The organism is Roseiflexus sp. (assembly GCF_057785375.1).
The window spans coordinates 55,200-69,353 of the sequence record NZ_JBYNRX010000087.1 but is presented as its reverse complement, the minus strand read 5'-3'; the positions used below and the strand labels follow the sequence as shown (position 1 = coordinate 69,353).

General features: G+C 63.8%; 11 protein-coding genes. 6 read left to right on the top strand and 5 right to left on the bottom strand.

All coding sequences use genetic code 11. The features are described from left to right. Positions 1–39 precede the first annotated feature (39 nt). The 5 genes from AC3EA7_RS16690 to AC3EA7_RS16670 all read left to right on the top strand — a co-directional run bounded on the left by AC3EA7_RS16690 (position 40) and on the right by AC3EA7_RS16670 (position 5,929). Complete coding sequence (locus AC3EA7_RS16690; protein WP_488615205.1) at positions 40–1,392, top strand: J domain-containing protein; 1,353 nt, start codon at positions 40–42, stop codon at positions 1,390–1,392. Beyond that, positions 1,392–2,540 (top strand): cellulase family glycosylhydrolase, encoded by a 1,149-nt coding sequence (locus AC3EA7_RS16685; RefSeq protein ID WP_488615204.1) that lies wholly within the window; start codon positions 1,392–1,394, stop codon positions 2,538–2,540. The genes AC3EA7_RS16690 and AC3EA7_RS16685 overlap by 1 nt, the downstream gene beginning before the upstream one ends. A gap of 356 nt (positions 2,541–2,896) precedes the next feature. Beyond that, the gene (mobA, locus tag AC3EA7_RS16680) at positions 2,897–3,538 is read left to right on the top strand and encodes a molybdenum cofactor guanylyltransferase (RefSeq protein ID WP_488615203.1); all 642 of its coding nucleotides are present in this window, start codon (positions 2,897–2,899) and stop codon (positions 3,536–3,538) included. 8 nt (positions 3,539–3,546) lie between these two features. Then, the gene (locus AC3EA7_RS16675; RefSeq protein ID WP_488615202.1) at positions 3,547–5,106 is read left to right on the top strand and encodes a hypothetical protein; all 1,560 of its coding nucleotides are present in this window, start codon (positions 3,547–3,549) and stop codon (positions 5,104–5,106) included. Beyond that, on the top strand, positions 5,093–5,929 hold the full coding sequence (locus tag AC3EA7_RS16670) for a hypothetical protein (RefSeq protein WP_488615201.1): 837 nt from the start codon (positions 5,093–5,095) through the stop codon (positions 5,927–5,929). The genes AC3EA7_RS16675 and AC3EA7_RS16670 overlap by 14 nt, the downstream gene beginning before the upstream one ends. A gap of 3 nt (positions 5,930–5,932) precedes the next feature. Here AC3EA7_RS16670 and serA read toward each other — a convergent pair whose 3' ends face one another. Beyond that, the gene (gene serA / locus AC3EA7_RS16665) at positions 5,933–7,507 is read right to left on the bottom strand and encodes a phosphoglycerate dehydrogenase (RefSeq protein WP_488615200.1); all 1,575 of its coding nucleotides are present in this window, start codon (positions 7,505–7,507) and stop codon (positions 5,933–5,935) included. A 370-nt stretch (positions 7,508–7,877) separates the two neighbouring features. On the opposite strand from serA, the gene AC3EA7_RS16660 reads away from it, so the two are divergent. After that, entirely contained in the window at positions 7,878–9,887 is a 2,010-nt protein-coding gene (locus tag AC3EA7_RS16660; protein WP_488615199.1) for an alpha/beta hydrolase, read from the top strand. A 79-nt stretch (positions 9,888–9,966) separates the two neighbouring features. On the opposite strand, the gene AC3EA7_RS16655 is transcribed toward AC3EA7_RS16660, so the two are convergent. From AC3EA7_RS16655 to AC3EA7_RS16640, 4 genes are all read right to left on the bottom strand, one after another. Further along, positions 9,967–10,161 (bottom strand): hypothetical protein, encoded by a 195-nt coding sequence (locus AC3EA7_RS16655; RefSeq protein WP_488615198.1) that lies wholly within the window; start codon positions 10,159–10,161, stop codon positions 9,967–9,969. 3 nt (positions 10,162–10,164) lie between these two features. Further along, entirely contained in the window at positions 10,165–11,409 is a 1,245-nt protein-coding gene (locus tag AC3EA7_RS16650; protein ID WP_488615197.1) for an ABC transporter permease, read from the bottom strand. 6 nt (positions 11,410–11,415) lie between these two features. Next, positions 11,416–12,249 (bottom strand): ABC transporter ATP-binding protein, encoded by an 834-nt coding sequence (locus AC3EA7_RS16645; RefSeq protein ID WP_488615196.1) that lies wholly within the window; start codon positions 12,247–12,249, stop codon positions 11,416–11,418. A gap of 66 nt (positions 12,250–12,315) precedes the next feature. Beyond that, complete coding sequence (locus tag AC3EA7_RS16640; protein ID WP_488615195.1) at positions 12,316–14,079, bottom strand: efflux RND transporter periplasmic adaptor subunit; 1,764 nt, start codon at positions 14,077–14,079, stop codon at positions 12,316–12,318. Positions 14,080–14,154: the final 75 nt, after the last annotated feature.

Genomic DNA, 14,154 nt, shown 5'->3' with positions numbered 1-14,154 from the left:
GCCGCCGGGCGCCTGTCCCGTCGCCGGAAGCCCCATGGTGTGCCAGTGTACGACTTCGAGAAGTTAGACTTCTACGAATTGCTTGGTGTGTCGCGGTCGGCATCGCCCGAAGAGATCAAACGCGCATACCGGCGCGAGATCGCCAGGTATCATCCCGACCGGTTCGTCAATGCTAGCCCCGAAGACCTCGAATATGCGCGGCGTCGCAGCCGGTTGCTGACCGAGGCGTATGCGACGCTGAGCAATCCGTCTGCGCGGAGCGCCTACAACCTCGACCGCCGCCGTCAATCTGCCCGGAAATCGTCGCGTCCCACGCCGCCGCCGCCAACCCAACGCGACCATCAGGCGGAACTCTACCAGCAGGCACGCGACCATCTCGAGGCGGGACGGTACGTTCAGGCGATTGCGACGTTGCGCCAGTTGCATCGGATCAATCCGTTCTACCGCGACAGCGCTGAACTGCTGGTGGATGCCGAGTCTCGTTTGCGGAGTCGTGCAACGGAAAAACGTTCTATCGTCTCGCCGGTCACGCCACGGCGCCTGACGCTGGTTGTGGGAGTGGCGACTGTTATCGCGCTGGTCGGCGGCGCGGTCTGGTGGCTGGGAGCGCAGAACGCGCTGCGTTCCGCCGATGCGGGTGTGGTCGCTCCATCCGGCGCGCTGCTATCGCCAGCACCGATTGAGCCAGCGCCAGATACCCCGGCTCTGGCGACGCCGCTGCCAACAGCGCCGCAAGAGCCGACGACCCCTCCCGCGCCTTCGCTGCCACCGGAAACGGCAGGTACACCGCCAACCCAGACAACGCCCGAGCCATCGCTCACTCCCACAACACCCCCTCTCCCGCCATCGCCTGAGGTGGAAGGCGCTGTGCTTCTGCGCGACGATACATTCGCCGAAGGGTGGACAGCAGTGCGCCGCGCGACATGGAGCGTCGGGCCGCGTGATGGACGGTACCGTATCACTGCCGAGGCGCAGGTCGGGGTGATCTGGAGCTATCGCAGCGTCTCGGCGAGTGACATTCGCATGACCGTTGATATTGAAGTCGTCGAAGGCGAAGGAGGGGTCATCCTTCGGTTTCGCAATGAACAGAACTACCTGATCTTCACCGTTGCACCGCAAACGGGGGATTTCCGCCTCGAACAGGTGCGCGACGGAACGCCAACACTGATCGCAAGCGGGATGCGCAGCGATCTGCGCGTTCCCGATGGGCGGTTTCGCCTCGATGCCCGTCTCCGCGGCGACCAGGTCCGGATGAGCGTCAACGGACAGGTCATTGTTGAGGAGGACATTCTTTCTCTTTCAACCACATCACGCTTTGGGCTGGCAGTGGTTGCACGAGAAACACGGAGCGAAGCCTGGTTCGATAATCTCGAAATGCGAGCACTACCCTGATGAAGCGCCTTCCTCCTTGCCCGACTCGCCCCGCCGGTCGTTCGTTGTTTATGCACGGACGCTGGCTCGTTCTGTTGATCGCTGCAATGATCGCCGGCAATTGCGGTTCGGCAAACCACACGCAGATCGCCGTCCTACCGCCGGTCATGGCTGATGGCGAACGTCTGCGCGCCGGAGGACGCGACTTCGAGGTGCGCGGCGTCAACTATATTCGCCCGACCGGCGACGACGAACGCCGGTGCTGGACGCTCCAGTTCGGCGCCGACATCAACTGTCCGTGGCGCATGTCGGTCATCGAAGCCGATTTCGACGCCATGCGCGTGCGCGGGGTCAATACGGTGCGCATCTTCCTCAACTACTATGTCTTCGGTGGCCAGCGCGAAGCCAATGCTTCCTACCAGAAGAGCGACGCGCTGCGGCATCTGGAAGAGTTCATTGCAGCAGCCAATCAACGCGGTCTCTACGTACTGCCGGTGCTGCTCGTCGAGTATCCGCAGGATCAGTTCGGACCGGAGTATTACGAGCGCGCGCTTGAATGGCACGTGCGGCCGCTGGTGCGCCATTTCGCCGCCAGACCTGGCATTCTGGCGTGGGACCTGTTCAACGAACCGGACATCGGCAGCCCGATCGATGAGCGCTGCTGGGATTGGGACAATGGTGATTTTCCGCTTTGCTTCACGCTTGCCGAGGAGCGCCAGCGGTTTGTGCGCGTCGTTCACGACGAGGTGAAGCGCCTTGACCCTGAACGTCTGACGACGGTGGGTATGGCATTTGCAAAGAGTTACTTCGAGCCAGTCGAGGCGGCGATCCGCATGGCGGATGTGGTCGATTTCTATACCTTCCACTACTACGATAACGAGCCTTACGATAGCGGACGCTACCGGCAGCACTGGTACTATGGCGAAGGCTTTCCTGCCGATCTGCAACGCGCCATTGACGAACTCCACGCGCTTGGTCTGCGGAAGCCGGTCGTCGTGACTGAACTCGGATTTCCGACCGGGTCGGATGCCACCCGGACGCTCGACGATCTGCGACGCGACCAGCGGATTGCACTGCAAACCATTCGCAACGCGCGTGGCGCAGGGATTGTGCTCTGGTCGTTCCAATCGTCACCGGAGGAGTTGCTCGGCGATCTGTTTGTACGTTGAAGGGAGTGGATGTGCCCGTCACCCCTGAGCAACCGGCGTGCTTCCGGTCGTTGTTCCACACCGCGCCTCTGCCGGGGCAGGCAGTAGCGCCGCGGGTGACGGGCGCCGGGGGGCTACCCTTATTCTTATACTAATACTGACTTGCAGTCAGTTAGACAAAATGTTCGAACGTTCGTTATGCAAGGCGCAACGGTCAACGCGCATCGGCAGACATGTCGTGGACGCAGCCTGAGCTTTGGCATCAGCAGCCCCGGCGGGGCTTTCGTGCCCGCAGCGAGGGCTTTCGCCCGCAGCGCCCCAGCAGCATGGTACGAATGACCGCTCATTAGTATCAGTTCCTGGTTCTCGGTGCTTTTATGTCTACTTCGTGCATCATCGTTGCCGGCGGTTCAAGTCAGCGCATGGGGAGCGACAAGCGTTGTCTGCGGCTATGGGGCGAGTGCGGTCCGATGCTGCTGGAGCACATGGCTGCGCGCGCGACCCGCGTCAGCGACGATGTGATTGTCGTTCTGAACGACCCGGAAGCGTGGAGCGGATTGCCGACGCGCCTGGTGTGCGACGAGGTGGAACAGGGTGGACCGCTCGCCGGGATTGCTGCGGGTCTGGCGGCGTGCCATCACGAATATGCGCTGGTGCTGGCGTGCGACACACCGCTGGTGCAGGAGGCGCTGATAAATGCGCTCCTGGCGTATCCGCGCCCGTATGATGCGCTGATGCCGCTCCGTCCCGACAACGGCGCGCGCGCGCCGCGCAATCGGTTGGCGGCAGAACCGCTGCTGGCAGTCTACCGGCGCACGTGCCTCCCCACAATCCGCGCCTGCCTCGCGCGCGGCGCGCGCGCGCTCGTGGATCCGCTGGAGTTGCTTGATACCCGTTACCTCACGCCAGATGTCTGGCGCCAGTACGATCCGCAGGGGTTGTCATTCGTCAATGTCAATCGGCCAGATGACGTGGCACGGGTAAAGGCGATCATCACCGCCGACAATCGAGGGCGATGATGCAGACCATGACGCGCTTTCGTGTGGTGATGTCGGTCGCTTGCGCCTTCATCGGCGTGATCGGTGCGCTGGCGCTGCTCTGGATGACACGGCGCGAGCCGCTTACGCTGCCGCCGCTGGTCTATCTCGACGCGCTGGGGGCATTCTTTGTCTTTGCCACGTGGGGCGGATTGGCGCTCTGGTCGGCGCTGCGCACGCCAGCAGAACAGGGATGGCGCTTCTGGCTGACGGCGCTGTTGCTGACGATCGCGTTTGTCACCTCGTTAACGCCGGTGATTATCGCGGTCTATGTGCTGCTGGCGCTGATACCCGTGCTGCCGGTGCGTCGCAGCGAACTGTTGGTTGCGCCCGGCAGCGCCATCGTCCCTCTGCTGGCGGCAGGGGCGCTGGCAATCGGGTATGGCATGCTGGCATTGCGCGGCGCCGGACACGTCGATGCGCCGCTGGCCGGCGCCGCACTCGACTCGTTCGCCTTCTGGTGTGTCCTGCTGTCGGCTGCGGTTCCGCTTCTCCCATTCGTTGCATCGTTGGGAGATTTGGGATTTGAGAAAATATCCCGCTATCCATCGACCCGCCCGACGCCCCAGGTCGCGGGCCACGACATGCGACGCCCGCCTGCGCGGACTGGCGCGGGTGATACCGGATCATGTTCGCTAGCACCAATCGGAGGGGACCTGTTCGCTTATGCCTGGCTTTACCCGCTGATGCGGCTGTATACCCTCAGTCCCTGGAATGAAGGATGGTCGTTTGCGACGCTGACGCTTGGCGGCGGCGCAATGCTCTGGCTGACGCTCGGCGCCCTGACGACAACGACACGCCTCCAGCGCGCAGAGCGCAATCGGCGTCGATTACTGGCAATCGGACTGGCAGGCATTGGCCTGAGTAGCGGCGCCGGTCTGGCAGCGGGATGTTACGCCGTACTGGTCTATCTGCTGTTGATCGTGACCGCAGATACCGGACCGGAGACAAAATCGAAGATCAGTGTCTGGGGCTTACCGCCGTCAACGCCATTCTGGCTCCTCTCTGGAGCGACTCCGCTGACTGCACCGTTCATCGCTACCTGGATGATCGTCGGAGCGGGCGCAGCCGGCGGCGTTACCATACTGACCGCCGTCGCCTGGCTGACAATGCTGGTCGGGGCGCTGCCGTTCGTGATCGACCCGCCTGCCGCCGTGTCGTATCGCCGGTGGATCGGCGGCGCCCTCAGCCTCGCGCTCGGCATTGCGTCACCGCTGATAGTACGCTTCCTCATTCAGCCGGTGATCGAGCAGTTGCAGGGTGGGTTGAGCGTCTACGGCGACGTCAATGTCTGGCCCTGGGTCGGGCTGGCGATGGTCAACTCGGCGCGCACCGGCATTACGGCGCTGCCGACCATTGGCGCTGCGGGGCTGATGGTTGTGCTGAGCGCACTGGTCTACCTGCTATCCCGGTTGCTACGCCCGAGACCAGTGATCGACGCTTCCGCTCCTGCCTCAACCGCATACGACGATCTGCTGAACGATCTGCGCCGCGCTGTCCCCTGGCTGGGCGAAGCGGCAACGAAAGCGCCGGAGCATGACGATCACTGAGTTGCTATCGTTTCTGGGTCTGGCGTGGTCGCGGCTGCTCCTCTTCCCCGGCGGCGTGTGCCTGCTCATCGCTGTGTGGCTCGCGGAAGTATTCGAGCAACGGCGCATGTTCCACAGATTCGTTTCCCTTCCAATGTCCTGGCTCACCTCGCCACGCGCTACGAGCGCTGTCGCGCTGCCGTGGCTCGGCGTGGCGCTCCTGCCGCTTCCCGGCGCAGTGGCGCTATCGCGTCCCATCGACCTGGCTGTCCTCATCGCATTGCTGGAGTGGCCTCGCTTGCTGGCAATCGCCGCCGATCTGCAGGGAGGCGACCGCTTGCGAGGCGTACAGCGACTGGCAGCGGCGCTGAATGGCTATCCACCGTTGATCCTCGCTGCTCTTTTGGCGTCGATGGGAACAGGAACGCTGGAGGTTGCAGGGTTGCTGCGCATCCCCGAGAGCGCCGCTCCTCTCCAGCAGACGGTGTGGTTCTGGCTTGGTGCGGGGGCGTTGATCCTCGCCTTGCCGCCGCTGATCGAGGTCGGACCATTCGCACTCGGCGCACCCGATGAACTGCGCCCTGGCATGCGCCTGCGGGCGCTGGGGATCGTCCTGATCGCCGCACTGCCAGGTATTGCGCTGTTAACCCGCGATGGCGCCAATGACTGGTGGCGCGTTGCACTACCGCCACTGGCGCTCGGCGCTGCGCTGTGGGTCTTCCATCGCGGCGCGCGCCGTCAATCGGCGCTGCGCTGGGCGCGCATCTACCTGGGATATGACATGCTCCTGTTGCTGGCGCTGCTGGCAGCCGGGCTGCTGGCGTTGCAGGCGCGACTGGCGTAATAGCTAAATAATCAACGTCGTTGCGTGCTGAATATCCGGTTCTTCGCGCAGGCGCGCAATGACGTGCGGCGGTACAGGATCGTCCAGGCGCAACACCATCATCGCCTGCTCGCGCGGCGCCAGCCGCCCCACGTCCATACTGGCAATGTTGACGTCCGCCTCGCCGAGGAGCGTGCCGACCTTCCCGATCATGCCCGGACGGTCGCGGTGATAGGTAAAGAGCATCGGGCCAGCAGGCACAAACGTGACCCAGAAGCCGTCGGCTTCGACGACGTGCGGTTCGCCGCGCAGCATCGTTCCAGCAAACTCACGCGCACCATCGCTCGTTTGCGCACGCAACACCAGCAACCCTGAGAAGTTTCCGGCATCCTCGGTCGAAAACTCGGTCAATTTCAATCCCAGTTCACGCGCCAGGATCGGCGCATTTACCGGCGTCACCCGCTCTTCGCGGGTGCCCGCTAGCAATCCCTGCAAGATTGCCAACCGCACCGGCGTGGTGTCGACTGTCGCCAGTTCACCACGATACTCAATCTCGAAGTTATGCACCGGATCGTGGACCAGACCGGCGCAGAGCATGCCAAGCCGCCGCCCCAGATCGACGTAGGGCGCGACGAGACCGCGATGCTCCGGCGGGATGTAGGGGGCATTCACCGCATAGTGCGGCGACCCGCCCGCCAGCGCCACCAGGACGCCTTCAGCGACATCGACGCCGGTCAGCGCCTGCGCTTCAACTGTAGAGGCGCCCAGGTGCGGCAGGGTGATCACACGCGGATGGCCGACGAGCGGATTGCCGGTTGGCGGCTCGGTCGAGTAGGTATCGAGGGCAGCGCCAGCGAGATGACCGCTGTTGATCGCGTCGAGCAACGCCGTTTCGTCCACCACGCCGCCGCGCGCCGCATTGATCAGGTAGGCGCCGCGTTTCATCTGCGCCAGGCGCTCTGCATTGATCAGGTTGCGGGTGGAGTCGATCAGCGGCACATGGAGCGACACGATATCCGCCTGTGCCAGCACATCCTCGAGCGGGGCGAGGGTCACGCCGAGTTGCGCGGCGCGTTCAGTCGAAACGACCGGATCGTAGGCGACGACGTGCATTTCCAGCCCGCGCGCGCGGCGCGCCACTTCCGCGCCGATCCGCCCCAACCCGATCAGCCCCAGCGTCTTGCCGCGCACCTCGAAACCCATGAAGCGGTTGCGTTCCCACTTCCCTGCAACGACCGAGCTGTGCGCGTGCGGAATGTGTCGCGCCAGGCTCAGAATCAACCCCATGGTCAGTTCCGCAACGGCGACGCTGTTCGACGCCGGTGCATTGACCACCACGATCCCCTGGCGGGTGGCGGCATCGAGGTCAATATTGTCCACCCCCGTTCCGGCGCGCCCCACAACGCGCAGGCGGGTTCCTACCGCGAGGACCTCGGCCGTGACTTTTGTGGCGCTGCGGACGATCAGGGCGTCGTATTCGGGAAGGATGGCGATCAGACCGGCTTTGTCGAGATTGGTGCGAACATCGACGCGCGCAGCGGCGCGGAGCCGGGCAAGCCCTTCCTCGGCAATCGTTTCAGTCACGAGAATGCGGTCCATTGGCGCTATCTACGCTCCTGTGAAGTATGCAGACCCGACAACCGGCTCGGCGGTGAGGACATCGCTGCGCTGCAACGAGATGATATTATAGCACACACGCTGCGGCGTATTATGTCTTTGCAGCACATCGGCGCTGCAACCTCCAGGCATCGGCAGCACGTTGTGGTAGCGGTCTGCGGGCGCCGTTCAACATTCAGCACGTCGCGCTCAACTCCCCATACTCCGCTCGATTACGGTACAATGTGATCGAGTGGTAATTAGCGCCTGTTGGAAAAGGTCGTGGGGTAGGCGAAGGCAATGCCTTCGCTTATTTAGCCGCACGTCACGTGGCGATTTTTCGGATAGTCGCTCAGAGAAGGGAAACACATTCATGCACCTGCGGTTTGCTCTGTTGATTGTCGCGCTGCTCCTGAGCGCGTGTACAGTTCCATCTGCATCAAATCCGACGCCGACGCTGGCGCCTGGCGCTGAGGCGTTGCTCGGCGCACCGACGGCGACGCCGGTTCCGCCGACGACGGTATCGCCAGGGTCCACGGCTGCGCCCACTGCGACGCCCGCGCGGTCCGCCGCGCGCTATGAGGCGGCCAATTGTGAGTTTCCGCCGCTGGGCGGCGTGTCGGTCGAATGCGGCTGGTTGACCGTTCCCGAGAGTCGTGCAAAGCCCGACAATGGCAGAGAAGTGCGGCTCCATGTCGCCATTTTCCGCAGCACACGCCCCAACCCGCCCCCCGATCCGATCGTCTATCTCGAAGGCGGTCCCGGCATCGATGCGCTGGAGCGTCTGCCGCTGGTGTTCGATGTCTGGTTTCGATCATTCCTTTCCAACCGCGACTTTATTATGTTCGATCAGCGCGGCACCGGCTATTCGACGCCGTCGCTGGCATGCCCGGAACTGACGAAACTCAGTTTTGATATGCTGCCAATGGACATCCGCGCTGACGAAAGTTCGCGCCTCTGGAAGGAAGCGGCGCTCAAGTGCCGCGCACGCCTGGTTGCGGATGGCGTTGATCTGGCGCAGTACAATACGCTGACCAACGCCGCCGACCTGGAGGACCTGCGCCTGGCGCTTGGCTATGAGCAGTGGAACCTGATCGGCAGTTCGTATGGCACGCGCCTGGCGCTCACCGCGATGCGCGAGTATCCGCAGGGGATTCGCAGCGTGGTGCTCGACTCGACCCGCCCGCCGCAGATCAATGAGTCGCAGACGCCGGCTGACGCCGAGCGCGCGTTTCAGACGCTGTTTCGCGGCTGCGCCGCCGACCCGGATTGCAATGCGGCGTATCCTGATCTCGAGCGGGTGTTCTATGATCTGGTGGCGAAACTCAATACGCAACCAGTGACGCTTCCAGGTGTTGATCCATTCACTGGACGCACATACCAGGTGTTGATCAACGGCGACTCGATGATCAGCACGCTGTTCCAGGCGATGTATTCGACCGAAATCATCCCGCTGCTGCCGCGCGCGATCTATGACGCGGCGCAGAAGAATATCTTTGATCTGTGGGTGCGCCTGATTATGAACAACGTCTCGCAGAGCGACTATTTCAGTTATGGGGTGATGTATTCGGCGCGCTGCTATGATGAGATTCTCTTCGAGACGCGCGAGGCGATGGTGAAGGCGGATGAACCCTTCCCACATCAGCAGGATGTGTTCGATATGGCGTCGTTCTGGGACATCTGCGATGCCTGGGGCGTCGGCGTGGCGCCACCGGTCGAGAATCAGCCGGTGCGCAGTGACATTCCTGCGCTTATCCTTGCCGGAACCTACGACCCGGCGACGCCGCCGGATGATGGCAAAGAAGCAGCAACGACGCTGCGCAACGGTTTCTTCTTCGAGTTCCCCTCCTCCGGGCATGGCGTCGTTCTCGATGGCGGCTGCCCGTTGAGCATGACGCTGGCATTCCTCGACAATCCGCAGCGCCAGCCGGACGCAGCATGTATGGCGCAGTTGGGCGCGCCGGCGTTCGATGTCGAGGGTGCAGCGGTACGCATGATCCCGTTCCGCGACACCGACCAGGGGATTGCCGGCGTGATACCGAAGGGATGGACGAATTTCGGCAGAGGGGTTTATGGTCGTCCATCGGGCGATGTGGCCATTGTCCAGGCGCTGACGCCGGTTTCGGCGCTCGAAGTGCTGGTGGGGTTGAGTCGCCAGTTTAATCTCGATAGTGAGCCGGAAGCGGCGGGCGAGTACGTCGGTGAGCGGTATACCTGGCAACTCTACACCGCGACGATCCGCAGGCAACCGACCGACATTGCGCTGGCGGAGGTAGGCGGTCGCGCACTGCTGGTGCTGATGATCAGCGATCCGGGCAACCGGGATGAGTTCTATGAGCAGGTGTTCCTGCCGGTGCTCGATGCGCTGCGGGTGATTTCGTAGCCCCCCGTAGTCACCGCCGCCGGTTGCGCCGCACCCGCCGCACCCGCCGCGCCCCGCAGCGACCCCGTGCCAACCCGAATCATCCCGTGGTGACGGTCACTTCCGCCAACCACACCCGCCGCACCCCCCAGCGACCCCGCACCAACCCGATCTTCCGCCAGTGACCGTCACCGCCGCCGGTTGCGCCGCACCCGCCACACCCGCCGCGCGGCGCGACGACCTTGAGTCCGCCCGTCGCCTGTTGGTGACGGTCACTTCCGCCAACTTCCGCCACACCTCACTCATACCGCAGCGCTTCGATCGGCAGAAGGAGCGCTGCACGCCGAGCGGGGTAGTAGCCGAACCCGACGCCAATGGCGCATGCGAACACCAGCGCCAGAATGACAGCAATCCATGAGATCGATACGGCTAGCCCGGCGGCCACGCCGATGAGCGCCACGAGTCCGATAGCGCCGGTGACGCCGATGAGACTGCCCACCACGCTGATGGCGACTGCCTCCAGCACAAACTGGCTCAGCACATCGCCGTCGGTGGCGCCGAGCGCCTTGCGCACCCCAATTTCGCGGGTGCGCTCGGTGACCGCCACCAGCATAATGTTCATAATGCCGATGCCGCCAACCACCAGGCTGATGCCTGCCACCAGCGCGATAAACCCGGTGATGGCGCCGTTGATGCCCGCCAGCACGCCAAGCGCCTGCGTCGGCAGGTTCAGCCGGAAATCGTCAATCGCGCCATCGGGCACGTTGCGCGTGGCGCGCAGCGTTGCAGTCACCAGCGCCTCGCCTCGCTCGACCAGGCGCTCGCTCTGCAAACTGAGCAGAATGCTGCTCATCTGCAACCCGCGACCCGGAAGGTCCTGGCTGCCGGCAATGCGCAATCGCGCCGTACTGACCGGCACCAGAATACGCTGGTCGGACGAGAATGGTCCGCCGAGTTGCCGCAGCACGCCGACGACCTGGAGCGGTTGCCCGTTGACCTCGATGGTTTTGCCGACCGCATCCTTCACGTTCTCTTTGCCGAAGAGGTCTTCGGCGATCAGCGCGCCAAGCACCGCCACCCGCGCCACCTGCCGGTCGTCGTCATCGGTCAGGAACCGGCCATACTGAACCGGCACCGTCTGAACCATCTGGTAGTCCTTCGTTGTGCCGACGACGGTGGGGTTGGCGGCGGAACCGCCGAAGCGCGCCTGTACGCGCAGCGACACTTCAGGCACAATCGTGCGGAAAACGTCCGGGTGGCGCGCCACCAGTTGCTCGAGTGCGCGATAGTCCTGGATCGACAGCAGACCGTAGCCGGGAATATCACGCGCGCCGCGCGCCTGCGGATCGCCGGGAAGCACCGCGATGCGGCGCGTGCCCAGATCGACGAACCGCTCGAAGACCTGGCTCTGCAACGCATTGCCGAGCGACAGAACGGCGACCAGCGTGGCGGAGCCGATGATAATGCCCAGCATCGTCAGCAGCGAGCGAAACTTGTTCGCGCGCAGACTGTCGATCGCCATGAGCGCAAGTTCTTTGAACACGGGCGCTTACTCCTGTTCTGTTCTGATCACAGGAACTGCCACAGCTTCCTTCTCGCGCACCGGCAGTTCCAGTTCCTCGGCTGCCAGAGCGACGTGGTAGTACTCCTGCAGAATGTTCTCAGTAATCCGCCCATCGCGCAGCCCGATGACGCGGTCCATCTGCTTGCCAATCTCCGGGTCGTGCGTGACAATCACGATGGTGATGCCCTGCTCGCGGTTCAACTGCCGGAAGAGCGCCATGATCTCCGCGCCGGTGCGCGTATCAAGCGCGCCGGTCGGTTCGTCGGCGAGCACCATCGCCGGATTGCTCACCAACGCGCGGGCAATGGCGACGCGCTGCTTCTGACCGCCGGACAGTTCATTCGGGCGGTTGTGCAGTTTCGCGCCCAACCCCACCGCTTCCAGCGCCTGACGGGCGCGCTCTTCACGCTCACGCGCACTAATGCGTCCGTAGATGAGCGGCAGTTCCACATTCTTCAAGGCTGTCAGCCGTGGCAGCAGGTTGAAGTTCTGAAAGACGAACCCCAGTTTCTGGTTGCGCACCCGCGCCTGCTGCGCGCGATCCAGTTTACTCACATCCTGCCCGTCGAGCCAGTAGGAACCCGAGGTCGGCACATCGAGCAGTCCCAGGATCGTCATCAACGTGCTTTTGCCGCTGCCCGATGGACCCATAATGGCGACCATCTCGCCGCGATGAATTTCGAGCGATACGTCGTCGAGGGCGAGGAAGCGATTGCCGCCGGTGACAAATTCCTTCGTCACATGCTCGACGCGCACCACCGGTTCGGTCACATAGTCGAAGGCTTCAGTGGGAGTGATATATTCGGTTTCAGGATGCATGGCTATGTATCTCCTCTCTCCTCCCGCAGAAGCCAAACCTGCGGGAGGTCACGGTGGTGTACGATGTTATCGGGCGCCAGGCAGCAGCACCTGCTGCCCTTCCTGCAATCCGCTCACAATTTCGACCCGGTCGCCAGCGCGGATGCCAACCTCGACCGGCTGCGCCACCAGGGTGGTGCGCCCGTTGTTGGTGACAATCACATCCACGACCGTCACGCCATTCTCTTCACGGATCGCCTGAACCGGAACACTGAGCGCGTTGTCGCGCTTCGCCGTGATAATCGTGGCGCTTGCCGTCATGCCGGAGCGCACTTGACGCTCGCCAGGGGTCACTTCGAGTTCCACCTCATACGCGGTGACGTTGCGTTCGTTGGTCGCCTGCGGCGCGATACGCTGCACCACGCCGGTCAGCGGCGGCGGACCGAGGGCATCGATCAGGACTTCGACCTCCTGACCGGGCGCAACACGCGCCACATCCACTTCATCGACGGTCACAGTGACGTTGAACCGGCTTACGTCGATCAGCGTCAGCACAGGGTTCTGACCAGCCTGCTCGCCAGGCGCCACAGTGACGCGCGCCACCACGCCGGTGAACGGCGCTTTCAGGGTGGCATCGTCGAGCCGGATCTGCGCCAGGTCGAGTTGCGCCTGCGCCTGCGCCACCCGCGCCTGTGCACGTGCGAGGTCGGTCGCGCGCGGATCGGCGGTCAGGCGCGCGAGGTTGGCTTCGGCGGCGGTAAGGTTTGCCTGCTGCGCTGCAAGTGCGCCCTGGCGCTGCTCACCGAGCAAACGGGCAAGATCGGCTTCCGCCTGTGCCAGCGCCGCGCGCGCGGCAGCGATCCGGTCCGGGTTAGGGTTGAGCAAGGCGTCGAGGTTCGCCTGCGCGGTTGCAACGCGCGCTTCGGCTTCCGCCAAACCGGTGATCTCGTTCTGGCGCGCCGTCTCATAGGCAATGCGCGCCTGGTTGAGCGCCAATTCCGCATCCTGCATGGCGCGCTCCGCCTGAGCAAACGCATCGGCATAGGCGCGTTTTCCCGCATCGGTAAGCGGCGCACCGGTCAGCGGGTCCTTACCGTCCGCCTCGACGCGCGCCAGATTGTCGCGCGCAGCGGCGAATGCGGTCTGGGCATCGCGCAGACGATTGGCGCGCTCGGACACCTGGCGTTCGGCGTCGAGTTTGGCGGCGGAGAGCGCGCTGCGCTGCCGCTCCAGCGCCGACTGCGCTTCGGTGAGCGACGCGCGCGCAGCGGTCAATTGATCGTTGTTTGGCGCGCCCTGCAACGCATTCAGACGCGCGCGCGCCTCTTCGATACGAGCGCGCGCAGCGGCGATGTCGGCGCTCGTCACACTGCCAGCGGTCTGCGTCAACGCGCCGCGCGCGGCTTCGACCTGTGCACGCGCCTGAGCGATTTCTTCTGGCGTTGCGCCTTCTCGCAACTGTTGCAAATCAGCTTCCGCCTGCGCCAGCGCCACGCGCGCCGACGCGACCTGCGCCTCGGCTTCGCGGCTGTCGAGACGGATCAGCGGCGCGCCAGCCTGCACTAGATTGCCTTCGGCGACCAGGATTTCGGCGACGCGACCGGGGATGGCGAAGCCGAGCGCCGCTTCCTGGCGCGGCTCGATGCGACCGGTGGCGCTGATGCCGGCAATGAGCGTCTCACGGGTGACAGACACCGGCGTGCCGCCCTGAAGCGGATCGGCGCCGCCGCCTGCCAGACGCGGCACAACCAGGGTGGCAATCACGGCAATAATCAACACTGCGGCGATGATCACCGGCAGTGATGGACGCGGAACTCGTAAGCCAGGTTTCGCCTGCGGAACAGAAGTCACGGGTCTCTTCTCCTTTTTGAACAACATTCAATCATGCCCTTCTGCAAGAACCGCAGAAAGGACTTCAGAAAACGG

Bases quoted from the DNA above. Each gene is read 5' to 3' on its own strand.
- AC3EA7_RS16685 (WP_488615204.1), top strand. From the start codon at position 1,392: ATGAAGCGCCTTCCTCCTTGCCCGACTCGCCCCGCCGGTCGTTCGTTG.
- mobA (WP_488615203.1), top strand. From the start codon at position 2,897: ATGTCTACTTCGTGCATCATCGTTGCCGGCGGTTCAAGTCAGCGCATG.
- AC3EA7_RS16675 (WP_488615202.1), top strand. From the start codon at position 3,547: ATGACGCGCTTTCGTGTGGTGATGTCGGTCGCTTGCGCCTTCATCGGC.
- AC3EA7_RS16670 (WP_488615201.1), top strand. From the start codon at position 5,093: ATGACGATCACTGAGTTGCTATCGTTTCTGGGTCTGGCGTGGTCGCGG.
- serA (WP_488615200.1), bottom strand. From the start codon at position 7,507: ATGGACCGCATTCTCGTGACTGAAACGATTGCCGAGGAAGGGCTTGCC.
- AC3EA7_RS16660 (WP_488615199.1), top strand. From the start codon at position 7,878: ATGCACCTGCGGTTTGCTCTGTTGATTGTCGCGCTGCTCCTGAGCGCG.
- AC3EA7_RS16645 (WP_488615196.1), bottom strand. From the start codon at position 12,249: ATGCATCCTGAAACCGAATATATCACTCCCACTGAAGCCTTCGACTAT.